We start from the raw sequence: 12,481 nt of genomic DNA, 5'->3' as shown, positions 1-12,481 counted from the left end.
CCGTCCCGCAGGACGAGCGGCACCCGTGGCGGCGCGGGGCGAGGACCCTACTTGGAGACCACCAGGGCCGCGGCGATCGCGGCGAGGAAGACGTCCTTGGACAGGCCCACGCCGGCCTCGCTCGGGCGGACGCCGTCCTCCTGCGTCATGTCCGGGTTGCTGAAGTACAGCGACAGCAGCCCGGCGGAGAACGCGCCGAGCGCCAGGCCGGCCAGGCGCTTGCTGACGAAGGGGGTCAGCAGGGCGGCGCCGATGCCGATCTCGGAGTACGCCACGAACTTGCCGAAGGTGTCCGCGTCCCACTCCTTGAACTGCGGCACGCCGGTCGCGGCGAACTGCTTGAGCCCCTCGGCGGCCTCGGTGGGAAGGTCCTTCTTGCCGTAGCCGGACTGGAGCAGGTAGGCGCCGGAGACGCCGCGCAGGATCGCGTTGGAGAGGCTCATGGTCGGGTCCTTTCAGGAGGGGGGCGGGCTCGTGGAGACGTCAACGACACTATCAGGGGCGTTGTTCCCCGGGCCGGGAGAAACCCGGCCCGGCCCGGCCCGGCGGGTCCGGGCGGGGCCCGAACGGGGTCGCCACCGTGCTCTCGCCCACACTTCCGCAGCGGTTACCGGCCGGTGCTGTAGGGTGGGCGGTATTGCACATGGCACTGTTGCCCCGACGACGGGGGAACAGGCAGGCGTCGAGCACCCCGTTCTTCTTCGCGCGGCACCGTTCCAGACGGTTTCTGCCCGCTCCTAGGGGCTCCAGGAGTCATTCGGCGCAACCCGGCGCGCTACCCCCTTGCCGGGACATCCGATCGAAAGACGTATCCCAGTTTTGGCTACTTTCACCGACCTTGGCGTGCCCAAGGCCCTTTCCGCCGTCCTCGCCCAGCAGGGCATCGAGTCGGCGTTCCCGATCCAGGAGAAGACCCTCCCCGACTCCCTCGCCGGGCGCGACGTGCTCGGCCGCGGCAGGACCGGCTCCGGCAAGACCGTGGCGTTCGCGCTGCCGCTGGTGTCCCGGCTCGCCGGGCTCACCGGCAACGGCGCCCGCGCCGCCCGCCGCCCGAACCGGCCCACCGGCCTGGTCCTGGCCCCCACCCGCGAGCTCGCCACCCAGATCGACCGGACGATCGCCCCGCTGGCCGAGGCCGCCGGGCTGACCACCACCGTGATCTTCGGCGGCGTCTCGCAGAAGAACCAGGAGAAGGCGCTCGCCAAGGGCGCCGACATCGTCATCGCGTGCCCCGGCCGCCTCGAGGACCTGCTCAAGCAGAACGTCCTCACCCTGGACGACGTCCGGGTGACGGTCATCGACGAGGCCGACCACATGGCCGACATGGGCTTCCTGCCCGTGGTGACCCGCATCCTCAAGCGCACCCCGCAGGGTGGGCAACGGCTGCTGTTCTCGGCGACGCTCGACGGCGGCGTGGACAAGCTCGTGAAGCAGTTCCTGTCCAACCCGGTCAAGCACTCGGTGGACGCCCCGCAGGCCGCCGTGTCCACCATGGAGCACCACGTGCTCGTCGTGGACGCGGACGAGAAGCAGGAGCTCGTCGAGGCCCTCGCCTCCGGCACGGGCCGCCGCGTGATGTTCACGCGCACCAAGCACCGCGCCAAGAAGATGGCCCGCCGGCTCACGCAGCTGGGCATCCCCGCCGTGGACCTGCACGGCAACCTGTCGCAGAACGCCCGGGACCGCAACCTCGCCCAGTTCTCCGCCGGTGAGGTGCGCGTGCTCGTGGCCACGGACGTCGCCGCCCGCGGCGTGCACGTGGACGAGGTCGAGCTGGTCGTGCACATCGACCCGCCCACCGAGCACAAGTCCTACCTGCACCGCTCGGGGCGCACCGCCCGCGCCGGCGCCTCCGGCTCCGTCGTCACGGTGGCCACCAAGGAGGAGCGCCGCGAGGTCACGCAGCTCATGAAGGCCGCCGGCGTCACGGCGGACTTCGACGCCGTGACCCTCGGCTCGCAGGTCGTCGCCGACCTGATCGGCGAGCGCGCCGAGAAGGTCGACTACGTGCCCCAGCCCGTCCAGGTCCAGGGCGGCGGCCGCTCCGGCGGCGCCCGCACCGGCCAGGGACGCGCCCGCTCGGGCGGCGGCCGCGGCCGCGGCGGCCAGACCCGTGCCGACCAGCCGCGCAGCGCCTCCCGCGACCAGCGCTCCGAGGGCGGCAACCGCGGCGGCTCCCGCCCCGGCACCGGCTCGGCCTCCCGCTCGGCGGCGCCGGCGCGCTCCTCCGCGCCGTCCCGCTCCTCGGCCTCGTCGCGCTCCGCAGCACCGGCGTACTCCACCGAGTCCATGCCGGACCGCGCCACCCAGGCCGCGGCGGCGCGCCGCCGCAGCCGCAGCCCGCGCCGCGCCTCGGCCCCCCAGGGCACCGCGACGCGCTGAGCCCGCTGCGTCCGCGAGGGCGCACCACCCGCCGACCGGCACCACGCCGGAGCGGGAGGTGCGCCCTCGCGGTCGTCCGGGACACCGGGGACGCCCTCGACGCGGCGGGCGGGGTCCTCGCGACGGCCGCGGGCCCGGTGACGGGCTCCGTCAGGCGGAGGGGTCGAGGGAGCGCAGGAACGCCAGCGTGACCTCGGTGTGGGACCGGACGGGCACGAGCCCCGGCGCGGGGGCCACCGTGAGCTCGCCCGGCACCACGACCACCGGCATCCCGGCGGCCGCGGCGCTGGCCGCGCCGGTCTGCGAGTCCTCGACCGCCACGCACCGGGCCGGGTCGACGCCGAGCCGCCGGGCGGCGAGCAGGTAGGGCTCCGGGTGCGGCTTCGCGTGCTCGACGTCCTCCTGGGAGACGACCACGCCCAGCACGCCCGGCGCCCCGGAGGCCGTGCCCTCCGCGACCACGGTGAGGGCGTTGGTGACGACCGCGCCCGGGATCCCGGCCTCCGCCAGCTCGGCCAGCAGCTCGCGCATCCCGGGCAGGAACGGCACCTCGCCCGTGAGCGCGGCCGCCACCTCCCGCCCCAGCTCGGCGGTGATGCCCTCGACCGTGCCGGCCGCGCCGCGCCGGACCATCAGCTCCGCGGACGTGGGGACGGTCTTGCCCAGGGTCGCGAGGTCGTCCTCCGTGCTCCACCCCACGCCGTAGCGGGCGGCGACCGCGCGCTTGGCCACCGCCCACTGCGGCTCGGAGTCCACGAGGGTGCCGTCGTGGTCGAAGAGCACGGCGGCGGGGAATCCGGGGGAGCTCACGGGCGGGCCTCCTGGGCGGGGTGGAAGGGCGACGACGGGGCCTGCGGGTCCAGGGACCGCAGCAGCTCCAGGGTGAGCTCCCGGTGGGAGGACAGGTGCAGCACGCCGGCGCCGGGCTCGACGGGCTGCTCGCCGGGGACCACGACCGTGGGGATGCCCGCCGCGACGCCCGCGGCCGCCCCCGCGGGGGAGTCCTCGACCACGACGCACCGGGCGGGATCCACCCCGAGCCGCCGCGCGGCGGTCAGGTAGGCGTCCGGATCGGGCTTGGGCCGCACGCCCTGCGCGTACTCGTCGGTGCCGATCAGGACCCGGAACAGGCCTGCCGGGGCCGTGGACGCGGTGTGCCGGGCCATCGCGGAGGTCGCGTTGGTGACGATGGCCGCCGGGATCCCCGCGGCCGCCAGGTCCTGCAGCAGGGCGTCCACGCCCTCGATGAAGGACAGCTCCGCGCCCTCCAGGACCCGGATGCTGTGCTCGAAGACCGCCTGGAACAGGGCGCGGTCATCGAGCGGCACCCCGATCCGCTGCATCCGGGAAATCGTCTCGGCGACCGGCCGGCCCAGGGTCGCGTCGGTGTCCTGGGGGGTCCAGACCAGGCCGTGCTCGGCGGCGAGGTTCTGCTTGGCGCGGTCCCACAGGGGCTCGGTGTCGACGAGGGTGCCGTCGTGGTCGAAGAGGACGGCGTGCGGGAAGGCGGGGGACGACATGTGCTCCAGCCTAGCGGGGCGTCCTCCCGGGCCCCCGGCCCGCGCCCGGCAGGCCCGGGCCGGGCGCGCGGGGCCGGACGTAGACTGGCGCGCGTGCACGCACCCCTCGACCCCGTCCCGCGCCGCTCCTCGGGCGTGCAGCGGGCCGTCCCCGTCCTCGCGCTGCCGGCGGCGCTCGTGCTCGGCGTCTGGGTCGCCGCCGGGCGCGGGCTGGCCGGTGCGGCCGGGGACCTCGTGCTCCTCTACGCCGCGCTGCTCGCGGCCCCGCTGACCGTCCTGCTCGCGGCCGCGGCCGTGGTCCTGCGCGGGGACGCCCGGGCGCACGCGCCGGCCGCCGCGTCCCTGCGCTCGACGCTCACGACGCTCACGGCGTGGGGGGTCGTCCTCGCGTTCGGGGCGGTGCTGCCCGACCGGGTCGGCGGCACCGGCGCCTCCCTCCTCACCCGGGTCACCGGCCCCGGGCTGCTGGGGCTGTCCGCCGGGTTCGCCAACACCCTCGGCATCCTCTCGTTCGTGGCGGCGAGCGCCGCCCTGGTCCTCGCCGCGGCCGACCGGCGCCGGACCCGGCGCATCCAGCGCGGGGAACCGCTCACCGAGGACGAGATCCTGGACCGGCAGGGGTGGTGAGCGGCCCGGCCCGCCTCGCCGGGCCGTGCGCGGGGCTGGTCCGCCTCGACGGCCGGCAGTCCTTGCTCCTCAGCGCCGCCCTCATGGCGTTCGCCTCGCTCATGGCCGCGGTGGCCGGGAGGCGCCGCCCGTCCCGGCTCCTGCCGCTCGGCACCCGGCGGACGTCCCGGTAGATTGGCCGCATGAGCGCCGAGCGACCCGAGATCCCCGACACCTCGCCCGTTCCGACCGAGACCAAGGACTGGACCGTGGTCCTCACCGAGGGGTGCGCCGACTGCGGCTTCGACCCGGGGTTCGACGTCACGACCACGGGAGAGCGCGTGCGCGCCACGACCGAGCGGTGGGCCGCGGTCCTCGACCGGCTCGGCATGACGGACCGTCCCCGGCCGGGCACGTGGTCCCCGCTCGAGTACGCGTGCCACGTCCGCGACCTCTGCCGCGTGTTCCGGGAGCGGCTGCGGCTCATGCTCACCGAGGAGGACCCCGTCTTCCCCGACTGGGACCAGGACGCCGCCGCGGTCGCGGACCGGTACAACCTGCAGGACCCCTACGAGGTCTCCGGGCAGCTGGCCCAGGAGCTGCGCGCCACGGCGGACGCCTTCGACGCCGTCGGCGACGAGCAGTGGTCCCGGCCCGCCCGCCGCGGCGACGGCAAGGACTTCACCGTGGCCAGCTTCGCCGCCTACTTCCTGCACGACGTCGAGCACCACCTGCGCTTCGACGTCCGCGGCTGAGCCGGCGGGGAGGTCCCGGCGCACCCCGGCGGGCGGTCAGCCCAGGTGCACGGTCCCGTCGTCGTCGACGCGCCACCCCGGGTTGTGCGCGATCTCCCACACGACCCCGTTGGGATCCGCGACGTGGGCGTGGAAGACGCCACCGAAGGCCCCGGGCCGCGGGGACGTGAACACGGTCCCGCCCGCGGCCGCCATCGCCTCGACCACGGCGCGCACCTCGTCGGGTCCGCCCACGTTGTGCGCGAGCGTCACCCCGGACGCACCGGCCGGCACGCCGGCGGGACGGCCGAGGTCAGCGGCGAACTTCGCGGCGTCGAACAGGGCGAGCACCTGGCCGGGCGCCACCTGGAAGAACAGGATCTCCCCGGGGACGTCGAGCAGGGGCGCCCAGCCCAGTCCGCGCCCGTAGAAGTCCCGGGCGGCGTCGAGGTCCGGGGTGGCGAGGGTGACGAAGTGGACGCGGGGATCCATGGCGGGCTCCTGGGGTGTCGCATCGGGCCGGGACGAGGGCGCAGGGCGCCTGACGACCCAGCGTAGGGCGCGGCCGCCCCTCGGCGTCAGGGGGGCGCCCCCCCCCGCCGCCCGCGGGCGGTCGGGCACGCTCGGCGGAGCGCTCGCCCCGGGCTCAGCGGCCGCCGGTGTGGAGCGTCCCGGACAGGCGTGCCCGCATGCGGCGGCTGGGCTGGTTCAGGCCCACGATGCGCACGTCCTTGCCGTAGCGGGCGTACTTGCCGGTCACCGAGTCCAGGGCGGCGACGGTGGAGGCGTCCCACAGGTGGGAGCCGGTGAGGTCGATGACGACCTGCTGCGGGTCGTTGGCGTAGTCGAACATCGTGTAGAGGTCGTTGGAGGAGGCGAAGAACAGCTCCCCGTGGACGGTGTAGACGGCGGTGTCCTTCCCGTCGCGCTGCTCGACGGTCCGGTCCACCGAGACCAGGTGGGCGACCCGGCGGGCGAAGGCGACCATCGCCACGAGCACCCCGACCACCACGCCCAGGGCGAGGTTGTGGGTCCACACCGTCACGGCGACGGTGGAGGCCATCACCAGGGTCTCCGCCACGGGCATCCGGGCGAGGGTGGCCGGGCGGATGGAGTGCCAGTCGAAGGTGGCCCAGGAGACGAAGACCATGACCGCCACCAGCGCGGCCATGGGGATGGCGGCGACGACCTCGCCCAGGGCGACGACGAGGATGAGCAGGAAGACCCCGGCCAGGAACGTGGAGATCCGGGTGCGGGCCCCGGAGGCGCGCACGTTGATCATGGTCTGGCCGATCATCGCGCACCCGCCCATGCCCCCGGAGAACCCGGTGACGACGTTGGCCACGCCCTGGGCCCAGGACTCGCGGGTCTTGTCCGAGCGGGTGTCGGTGACGTCGTCGACGAGCTTGGCGGTCATCAGCGACTCCAGCAGCCCCACCAGCGCCATGGTCAGGGCGTAGGGGGCGATGATCCGCAGCGTCTCCAGGGTGAAGGGCACGTCGGGCAGGACCAGGGAGGGCAGGGAGTCCGGCAGTTCGCCCTTGTCCCCGACGGTGGGCACCTCCAGGCCCAGGGGCACCACGATGGCGGTGATCACCACGATGGCCACCAGCGGTGCCGGCACCACGGTGGTGAGCTTCGGGAAGACGAACACGATGAGCAGACCCACGGCCGTCAGGGGGTACACCACCCAGGGCACCCCGATCAGCTCGGGCACCTGGGAGGTGAAGATCAGGATGGCCAGGGCGTTGACGAAGCCGACCATGACCGACCGGGGCACGAAGCGCATCAACCTCGCAGCGCCGATCAGGGCGAGGACGATCTGGAGGACCCCGGCGAGGATGACGGCGGCGATGAAGTGGTCCAGCCCGTGGGAGGCCACCAGCGGGGCGATCACCAGGGCCACCGCCCCGGTGGCCGCGGAGATCATCGCCGGGCGCCCGCCCAGGACGGCGGTGGTCACCGCCATGGTGAAGGACGCGAACAGCCCCAGCCGGGGGTCGACCCCGGCGATGACCGAGAACGCGATCGCCTCCGGGATCAGGGCCAGGGCCACCACGAGCCCGGCCAGGACCTCGGTCTTCAACCACCGGGGATTCCTCAGCGTGGCCCGCACCGACTGCCGCTGCTCCGGCGAGGGGGCGTGGGGGCCGCCCACCGGGCGGTTCGCTGCGACAGCGGACATGCAGGAGCTCCTGGGGACGAGGGGAGGGCGGGGCGGGCCGCGGGCCCCTCGAACCCTAGCCTCAGGTGAGCATCGACGACAACGACGACAAGGGCGAGGAGGACGGAGCCGGACCGGCGCCGGAGCGGAGCTGGGGGAAGGTGCCGGGTCTGCCCGGCGTCGCCGACGGGCGCGGACGGGCGGAGCGCGCGGCCCATGGCCTACCCTCGGAAGCAGGGCCTGCGCGGCCCCGACCGGTCCGCGCGGCACGGCGGGAGGAACGGGACGGACCCATGGAGCACCAGGACACGGCCGAGCCGGTGGAGTCGCCGTACTACCACCGCCGGCTCACGCTGCCGAACGTCGTCTCGGTGGTGCGCTTCTGCCTCATCGTCCCGGCCGTGTTCGCCGTCCTGGACATCCAGGACGAGCCCGTCCGTGCCCTGGTGCTGGTCGCCTCCTTCTCCCTGACCGACTGGGTCGACGGCGTCCTGGCCCGGGCCCTGAACCAGCGCAGCCGGGTCGGGGAGATCATGGATCCCATCGCCGACCGCCTGGGGACCGTGGCGATCGCGGTCGCCGCGAGCGTCGTGGGGCTCTTCCCCTGGTGGGTGCTCGTCGTCGTCGTCGCCGTGGACGTCGTGGTGGGCATCGCCGCGTGGCGGTACAGCTCGTTCGGCGCGTTGCGCGTGACGAAGGCCGGCAAGGTCAAGACCGCGGCGCTGATGGTCGGGTCCGTGCTCATCCTCGCGGGCCCCGCGTTCTCCAGCGCCACGGTGGTCGACGTCGGCCGCGTCCTGGTCCAGGTCGCCGCCGTGCTGCACGTGGTGGCCGGCGTGCAGTACTTCCGCCAGGTCACCGGCCGGCAGGCCCCGCCCGGATAGCACCGTCGCGGCGCACCGGCGCACCGACACGGCACCGCCCGCGCCGGAACGCGGGCGGCGCCGTCCTGGCGGCGCGGGACGAGCAGGGCCGTCCTCCGGGGACCGCAGGCGCCGGGGCGGGGCCTGCTCAGGGCGCGGGGGGCACCGCCCGTGCCCGTCGGGCCCGCAGCTTCTCGGTCAGGGACAGCCGCACGGTGGGCCACTCGCGGTCGATGACGGAGAAGACGACGACGTCGCGCACGGTCCCGTCACGCCACAGGTCGTGGTTGCGCAGCACCCCGTCCTGCTTGGCGCCCAGGGCGGCGATGGCGCGGCGGGAGCGCTGGTTGTGCCAGTGCGTGCGGAACTCCACGGCGATGCAGCCCAGGGTCTCGAAGGCGTGGGCCAGCTGCAGCAGCTTGGCCTCGGTGTTGACCCCCGTGCCCTGGGCGCTGGGGGCGATCCAGGTGGAGCCGATCTCCAGGCGCCGGTGGTCGGGGCGGATGTTGAGGAACGTCGTCATGCCGACGGCCCGGCCGTCACTGGTGCGGCGGATCGTCCAGGGGACCACCTGGCCTGCGGCGTGCCGGTCCAGCCGGTGCTCGATCTCGGCGACCATCCCCCCGGGGGAGGGCAGGCGGGTGTACCAGAGCTCGTGCAGGTCCTCCTCCGCGACCGCCTCGGCCAGTTCCCCGGCGTGCTCGGGCGCCAGCGGTTCGAGCGTGGTGAGGGCACCGGTGAGCGTGGGGATCGCGAGGAAGTCCATGCCGCCAGGCTAGCGAAGGCCCTCCGGCCGGGGCCCCGTGCCCGGGAGTGCACGTGGCCGCTTTTCCCGCTGCGGCGGGCTGCGGGTAGGTTCGTGGGGGCGGGACCGGTGCGAGTTCCCGCCGGACCTGGTGACGCGCACGGTGGAGGGCAGCGGATGAGGCGGCGTGCCCCTGTGCGACTGCTCCGAGCGCTGCTCGTGACGGCCACCGTGACCTCCCTGGCCGTCGCGGGTCACCTGCTCGGCGGCGGCACCCTCCTGCCCCCGCTCCTCCTGCTCGGTGTGGCGTCGTGCGTGCTGGGCCCGGTGGCCTGGCTGGCCGGGCACCGGCTGACGCCGGCCCGGATGCTGGCGATCGTGGGCATCGCCCAGCTGGGCCTGCACGAGGCGTTCACCGTGCTCTCCGCCCCCACGGCCTGCTCCGCCGGCGGGCACAGCCACCCGGTGGATCCCACCGCCCCGTCGTGCCTACCGGGGCTCGCCCCCGGAGCCGGGGGCCACGAGCTGACGGGGCCGGGGCTGGCCATGCTCGGCGGGCACGTCCTGGCGGCCGCGGTCACCGCGGTGCTGCTGTCCCGGGCCGAGGCCGGCCTGTGGTGGGCCCTGGAGTGGCTGCGGCCCCTGCTCGCCCCGTCCCGCCCACCCCGGCTGCCGCTCGGGACCCCGAGGCCCTGCCCGCCCCCGCCGGAGCCTCCCGCACCGGTGTGGCGGGGCCTGTCCCCGGAGCGCGGGCGCGGACCGCCCGTCCCGGCGGGCCCGTGGGAGACCGGGCGGGCGTGAGCCCGCCGGCTCCGCGACGGGCGCCCCTGCTGCCCCCTGAACTTCCTACGCGCCCCGGGGTCCCCGGGGCGGAGCTGAAAGGCACTCCCATGACGAACACCACCACCGCGCGCCTGGTTAAGGGCGCCGGCGCCCTCTCGGTCGCGGCCGGGCTGACGGCCCTCGGGCTGTCCCCGGCCGCCGCCCACGTGACGGCCACCTCGACCACCACGGCGGCCGGGGGCTACACGCAGGTCACCTTCTCGGTGCCCAACGAGTCCGACACGGCCTCCACGAACAAGCTCGAGCTGGAGCTGCCCGCCGGCACGCCCTTCGCCTCCGTGCGCGTGAGGCCCGTCGAGGGCTGGACCGCCGAGCTCGCCGAGGAGGAGCTGGCGAGCCCCGCCACCGTCGGGGAGGGCGCCATCACGGAGGCGGTCTCCACGATCACCTGGACCGCGGACGAGGAGCACACGATCGGCCCGGACGAGTTCCAGACCTTCACCATCTCGGTGGGCCCGCTGCCGGCCGAGGGGACCGAGATCCTCCTGCCGGTGACCCAGAGCTACACCGACGGACGGACCGTGGCCTGGGAGGAGCCCGCCGTCGAGGGCCAGGAGGAGCCGCAGCACCCGGCCCCCTCGCTGACCACCACCGCCGCCGAGGAGACGGGCCACGACCACGGCACCACGCCGGCGGCCGGCGCGCAGGAGACCGTCTCGCAGGAGGCGTCCACCGGCACCGCGCTGGGCTGGTCGGCGCTGGTCGCCGGCCTGCTCGGCCTGGCCGCGGGCGCGCTCGCCCTGGTCCGCACCCGACGCCGGAGCTGATCGCGCCGCCCGGGGACGGCCCCAGGGGCCGTCCCGCGGGCGGGGTCAGGGCAGCACGAGGGTCCCGCGCACCGCGTGCGCGGGACCCTCGGCGGACCGGGGCGCCAGGCGCCCGAGCGCGGTGCGCACCGGGCGGATCCCGGCCAGGCCCGGGAACGCGGCGGCGCCGCTGTCGATCTCGGCCACGCGGGCGCGGCACGCCGGGTCGGCGAGCAGGAGGCCCGCACCGGCCCGGGCCGGTGCGGGCCCGGCGTAGCGGGTGCCCGGCCAGGACCACCGCGCGGTCGCGACCCGGGCGATCCGGCGTGCGCCCGCGCGGGCGGCCAGGCGGGTCGCGGCCTCCTCGGCGTAGAACGCCAGGTGCCGCTCCTTGAGGGCGGCCACGGCACCGGTCAGCTCGCCCAGCGCCGGCTCGGCCGAGCCCAGCCGGCGGTAGTGCAGGGCCAGGACGGCGGTGTCCAGCCAGCTGGTGACCATGTGCGCGCCGGTGACGTCCGCGCCCAGGAGGTTGGTGCCGACCGCGTCCACGGTGGGCCGCAGCCGCTCGTCCCACGCGCGCAGCAGCCCTCCGGGAGCCGTGTCCGCCGGTTCCTGCGGGGCGGGGCCGTGGGCGGCCAGGACCGCGCGCAGGGTCTCGGCCAGCCAGTACTGCTCGTAGGACCACGTGGTGAGGAAGGCGGTCACCCGCGACTCGGCATGGGTGGGGGTGAGCAGGACGTCCCGCAGACGCCCCAGCAGGCCGCGTTCGGCGCACCACAGGTGCGCCAGCGTCGCGAGCGTCGCGGGGGCGGGCGTGGGCACGGCCTGCGGGTCGAGGTGCGACGGGCGCAGGACGTGCGGGGCGCGCATGTAGGCGCGCACGTCGAACCCGCTGCCGGCGCTCATGCCGGCACGCCCCGGGCGTCCATGGCGTCGGCGACGACGGTAAGTCCCTCCATCCCCGGCAGTTTCGCGATCTGCCGGTCGATGGCCTCGATCTCCTTGCGCCCCTCCGGGCCGGAGAACAGGTGGGCCATCACGTGGGTGACCTCGTCCTCGTCCGAGACCCCGGACCCGACGGGCTGCCACGCCGTGCGCAGCGCGAGACGGGCCAGCTTCTGCGCCTTCGGGCTCTCCTCCAGTCGGGCGCGGGCCTGCGTGGTGTAGAAGGCGATGTGCTTGGTCTCCTGGGCGGCGATGCGCCGCAGCAGGGGGGCCAGCACGGGGTGGTCCTCGAGGGCGGCCAGCCGCTTGTACCCGGCGTGGGCCGACCGTTCGTTCACCGCGCCCCAGAGCATGTGGACCGCGACGAAGTCCTTGCCGACGAGGTTCGAGAGCACGGACTGCTTGACCGGGCTGATCCGGTCGCGCCAGCCGAGCTTGACCCGCCTGGCCTTGACCTCGTCGAAGGCGACGGTGACGCCGTGCAGCGCCAGGACGTGGGCCAGCGCCTCCCCGTGCCAGAACTCCTCGTGGTTCCACATGGTCATGAAGGTGCTGACCTCGGGGTCCCGTCGGGAGGGGCTGACGAGCATGTCCCGCAGATAGCACACGGTGTGGAACTCGATGTCGCACATGTAGCGCAGCGTGCGCAGCGTGTCCGGGGGCAGCGGATCGTCGCGGAACGCCTCCAGCCCCAGGTCCTCCCAGCTCATGCTCACGGACTCGCGGGCGTATCTGTCGATGTCGAAAGCCATGGTGTCTCTCTCCCTGCTCCGGGTGCGTGCCTGCCGTGTCACCAGGAGTTCGGAGCCGGCGGGGTGCCGGACGGGTCGAGGCACCACGAGTTCTCCCCGGCGCCGTGCCGGGCCGCCCCCCGGTGCGGCCCCGGGGACGGGCCGTGATGGCAGGAGCCGCCGCGGACGTCGTCCGCGGCGG

At 75.2% G+C, this 12,481-nt stretch carries 15 protein-coding genes; 7 read left to right on the top strand and 8 right to left on the bottom strand.

From position 1 onward, the window contains the following. Positions 1–47 precede the first annotated feature (47 nt). Positions 48–443, bottom strand: a complete 396-nt coding sequence (locus tag ACYSMR_RS06335) for a hypothetical protein (RefSeq protein WP_251334382.1) — start codon at positions 441–443, stop codon at positions 48–50. A gap of 400 nt (positions 444–843) precedes the next feature. Between ACYSMR_RS06335 and ACYSMR_RS06330 the strand changes: the two genes are divergently transcribed. Beyond that, complete coding sequence (locus ACYSMR_RS06330) at positions 844–2,382, top strand: DEAD/DEAH box helicase (protein WP_461747705.1); 1,539 nt, start codon at positions 844–846, stop codon at positions 2,380–2,382. 150 nt (positions 2,383–2,532) lie between these two features. Here the strand turns inward: ACYSMR_RS06330 and ACYSMR_RS06325 are convergent, their stop codons facing one another. Together ACYSMR_RS06325 and ACYSMR_RS06320 are read right to left on the bottom strand one after the other, a co-directional pair. Next, positions 2,533–3,192 carry an HAD family hydrolase gene (locus ACYSMR_RS06325; RefSeq protein WP_461747704.1) on the bottom strand — a complete coding sequence of 220 codons (660 nt, stop codon included), beginning with the start codon at positions 3,190–3,192 and terminating at the stop codon, positions 2,533–2,535. Next, a complete protein-coding gene (locus tag ACYSMR_RS06320) occupies positions 3,189–3,902 on the bottom strand; it encodes an HAD family hydrolase (RefSeq protein ID WP_461747703.1) in 714 nt (237 codons plus the stop codon). Before ACYSMR_RS06320 ends, ACYSMR_RS06325 begins: the two co-directional genes overlap by 4 nt. A 93-nt stretch (positions 3,903–3,995) precedes the next feature. On the opposite strand from ACYSMR_RS06320, the gene ACYSMR_RS06315 reads away from it, so the two are divergent. From ACYSMR_RS06315 to ACYSMR_RS06305, 3 genes are read left to right on the top strand one after another with little or no spacing between them, the layout of a single operon-like run. Next, entirely contained in the window at positions 3,996–4,529 is a 534-nt protein-coding gene (locus tag ACYSMR_RS06315; protein ID WP_251334378.1) for a hypothetical protein, read from the top strand. Further along, a complete protein-coding gene (locus ACYSMR_RS06310; protein ID WP_461747702.1) occupies positions 4,526–4,702 on the top strand; it encodes a hypothetical protein in 177 nt (58 codons plus the stop codon). The genes ACYSMR_RS06315 and ACYSMR_RS06310 overlap by 4 nt, the downstream gene beginning before the upstream one ends. 9 nt (positions 4,703–4,711) lie before the next feature. Next, on the top strand, positions 4,712–5,263 hold the full coding sequence (locus ACYSMR_RS06305) for a DinB family protein (RefSeq protein ID WP_461747701.1): 552 nt from the start codon (positions 4,712–4,714) through the stop codon (positions 5,261–5,263). A gap of 36 nt (positions 5,264–5,299) precedes the next feature. On the opposite strand, the gene ACYSMR_RS06300 is transcribed toward ACYSMR_RS06305, so the two are convergent. Together ACYSMR_RS06300 and ACYSMR_RS06295 are read right to left on the bottom strand one after the other, a co-directional pair. Then, a complete protein-coding gene (locus tag ACYSMR_RS06300; protein WP_461747700.1) occupies positions 5,300–5,734 on the bottom strand; it encodes a VOC family protein in 435 nt (144 codons plus the stop codon). Positions 5,735–5,888: 154 nt separating this feature from the next. After that, entirely contained in the window at positions 5,889–7,427 is a 1,539-nt protein-coding gene (locus ACYSMR_RS06295; protein WP_461747699.1) for a SulP family inorganic anion transporter, read from the bottom strand. 272 nt (positions 7,428–7,699) lie between these two features. On the opposite strand from ACYSMR_RS06295, the gene ACYSMR_RS06290 reads away from it, so the two are divergent. Further along, positions 7,700–8,290 (top strand): CDP-alcohol phosphatidyltransferase family protein, encoded by a 591-nt coding sequence (locus ACYSMR_RS06290; RefSeq protein ID WP_251334373.1) that lies wholly within the window; start codon positions 7,700–7,702, stop codon positions 8,288–8,290. A gap of 127 nt (positions 8,291–8,417) precedes the next feature. Here the strand turns inward: ACYSMR_RS06290 and ACYSMR_RS06285 are convergent, their stop codons facing one another. Next, positions 8,418–9,035, bottom strand: coding sequence for a GNAT family N-acetyltransferase (locus ACYSMR_RS06285; RefSeq protein WP_461747698.1), 618 nt, complete (start codon positions 9,033–9,035; stop codon positions 8,418–8,420). A 174-nt stretch (positions 9,036–9,209) separates the two neighbouring features. Here ACYSMR_RS06285 and ACYSMR_RS06280 point away from each other — a divergent pair, with 174 nt between their 5' ends. Together ACYSMR_RS06280 and ACYSMR_RS06275 are read left to right on the top strand one after the other, a co-directional pair. Further along, positions 9,210–9,815: a hypothetical protein gene (locus tag ACYSMR_RS06280; protein WP_461747697.1), complete on the top strand. Its 606-nt coding sequence runs from the start codon at positions 9,210–9,212 to the stop codon at positions 9,813–9,815. Between the two features lie 89 nt (positions 9,816–9,904). After that, complete coding sequence (locus tag ACYSMR_RS06275; RefSeq protein WP_461747696.1) at positions 9,905–10,624, top strand: YcnI family copper-binding membrane protein; 720 nt, start codon at positions 9,905–9,907, stop codon at positions 10,622–10,624. A gap of 45 nt (positions 10,625–10,669) precedes the next feature. Here ACYSMR_RS06275 and ACYSMR_RS06270 read toward each other — a convergent pair whose 3' ends face one another. Both ACYSMR_RS06270 and ACYSMR_RS06265 read right to left on the bottom strand, forming a co-directional pair. After that, positions 10,670–11,509, bottom strand: a complete 840-nt coding sequence (locus ACYSMR_RS06270; RefSeq protein WP_461747695.1) for a hypothetical protein — start codon at positions 11,507–11,509, stop codon at positions 10,670–10,672. Then, positions 11,506–12,300: a ferritin-like domain-containing protein gene (locus ACYSMR_RS06265; RefSeq protein ID WP_461747694.1), complete on the bottom strand. Its 795-nt coding sequence runs from the start codon at positions 12,298–12,300 to the stop codon at positions 11,506–11,508. The genes ACYSMR_RS06270 and ACYSMR_RS06265 overlap by 4 nt, the downstream gene beginning before the upstream one ends. Positions 12,301–12,481 lie beyond the last annotated feature (181 nt).

The organism is Kocuria sp. U4B (assembly GCF_054875615.1).
This window is presented reverse-complemented; position numbering and strand designations above follow the sequence as displayed.

Excerpts from the sequence above, each read along its gene's own strand:
- ACYSMR_RS06335 (WP_251334382.1), bottom strand. The coding sequence starts at position 443 with ATGAGCCTCTCCAACGCGATCCTGCGCGGCGTCTCCGGCGCCTACCTG.
- ACYSMR_RS06320 (WP_461747703.1), bottom strand. The coding sequence starts at position 3,902 with ATGTCGTCCCCCGCCTTCCCGCACGCCGTCCTCTTCGACCACGACGGC.
- ACYSMR_RS06305 (WP_461747701.1), top strand. The coding sequence starts at position 4,712 with ATGAGCGCCGAGCGACCCGAGATCCCCGACACCTCGCCCGTTCCGACC.
- ACYSMR_RS06300 (WP_461747700.1), bottom strand. The coding sequence starts at position 5,734 with ATGGATCCCCGCGTCCACTTCGTCACCCTCGCCACCCCGGACCTCGAC.
- ACYSMR_RS06295 (WP_461747699.1), bottom strand. The coding sequence starts at position 7,427 with ATGTCCGCTGTCGCAGCGAACCGCCCGGTGGGCGGCCCCCACGCCCCC.
- ACYSMR_RS06290 (WP_251334373.1), top strand. The coding sequence starts at position 7,700 with ATGGAGCACCAGGACACGGCCGAGCCGGTGGAGTCGCCGTACTACCAC.
- ACYSMR_RS06285 (WP_461747698.1), bottom strand. The coding sequence starts at position 9,035 with ATGGACTTCCTCGCGATCCCCACGCTCACCGGTGCCCTCACCACGCTC.
- ACYSMR_RS06275 (WP_461747696.1), top strand. The coding sequence starts at position 9,905 with ATGACGAACACCACCACCGCGCGCCTGGTTAAGGGCGCCGGCGCCCTC.
- ACYSMR_RS06270 (WP_461747695.1), bottom strand. The coding sequence starts at position 11,509 with ATGAGCGCCGGCAGCGGGTTCGACGTGCGCGCCTACATGCGCGCCCCG.
- ACYSMR_RS06265 (WP_461747694.1), bottom strand. The coding sequence starts at position 12,300 with ATGGCTTTCGACATCGACAGATACGCCCGCGAGTCCGTGAGCATGAGC.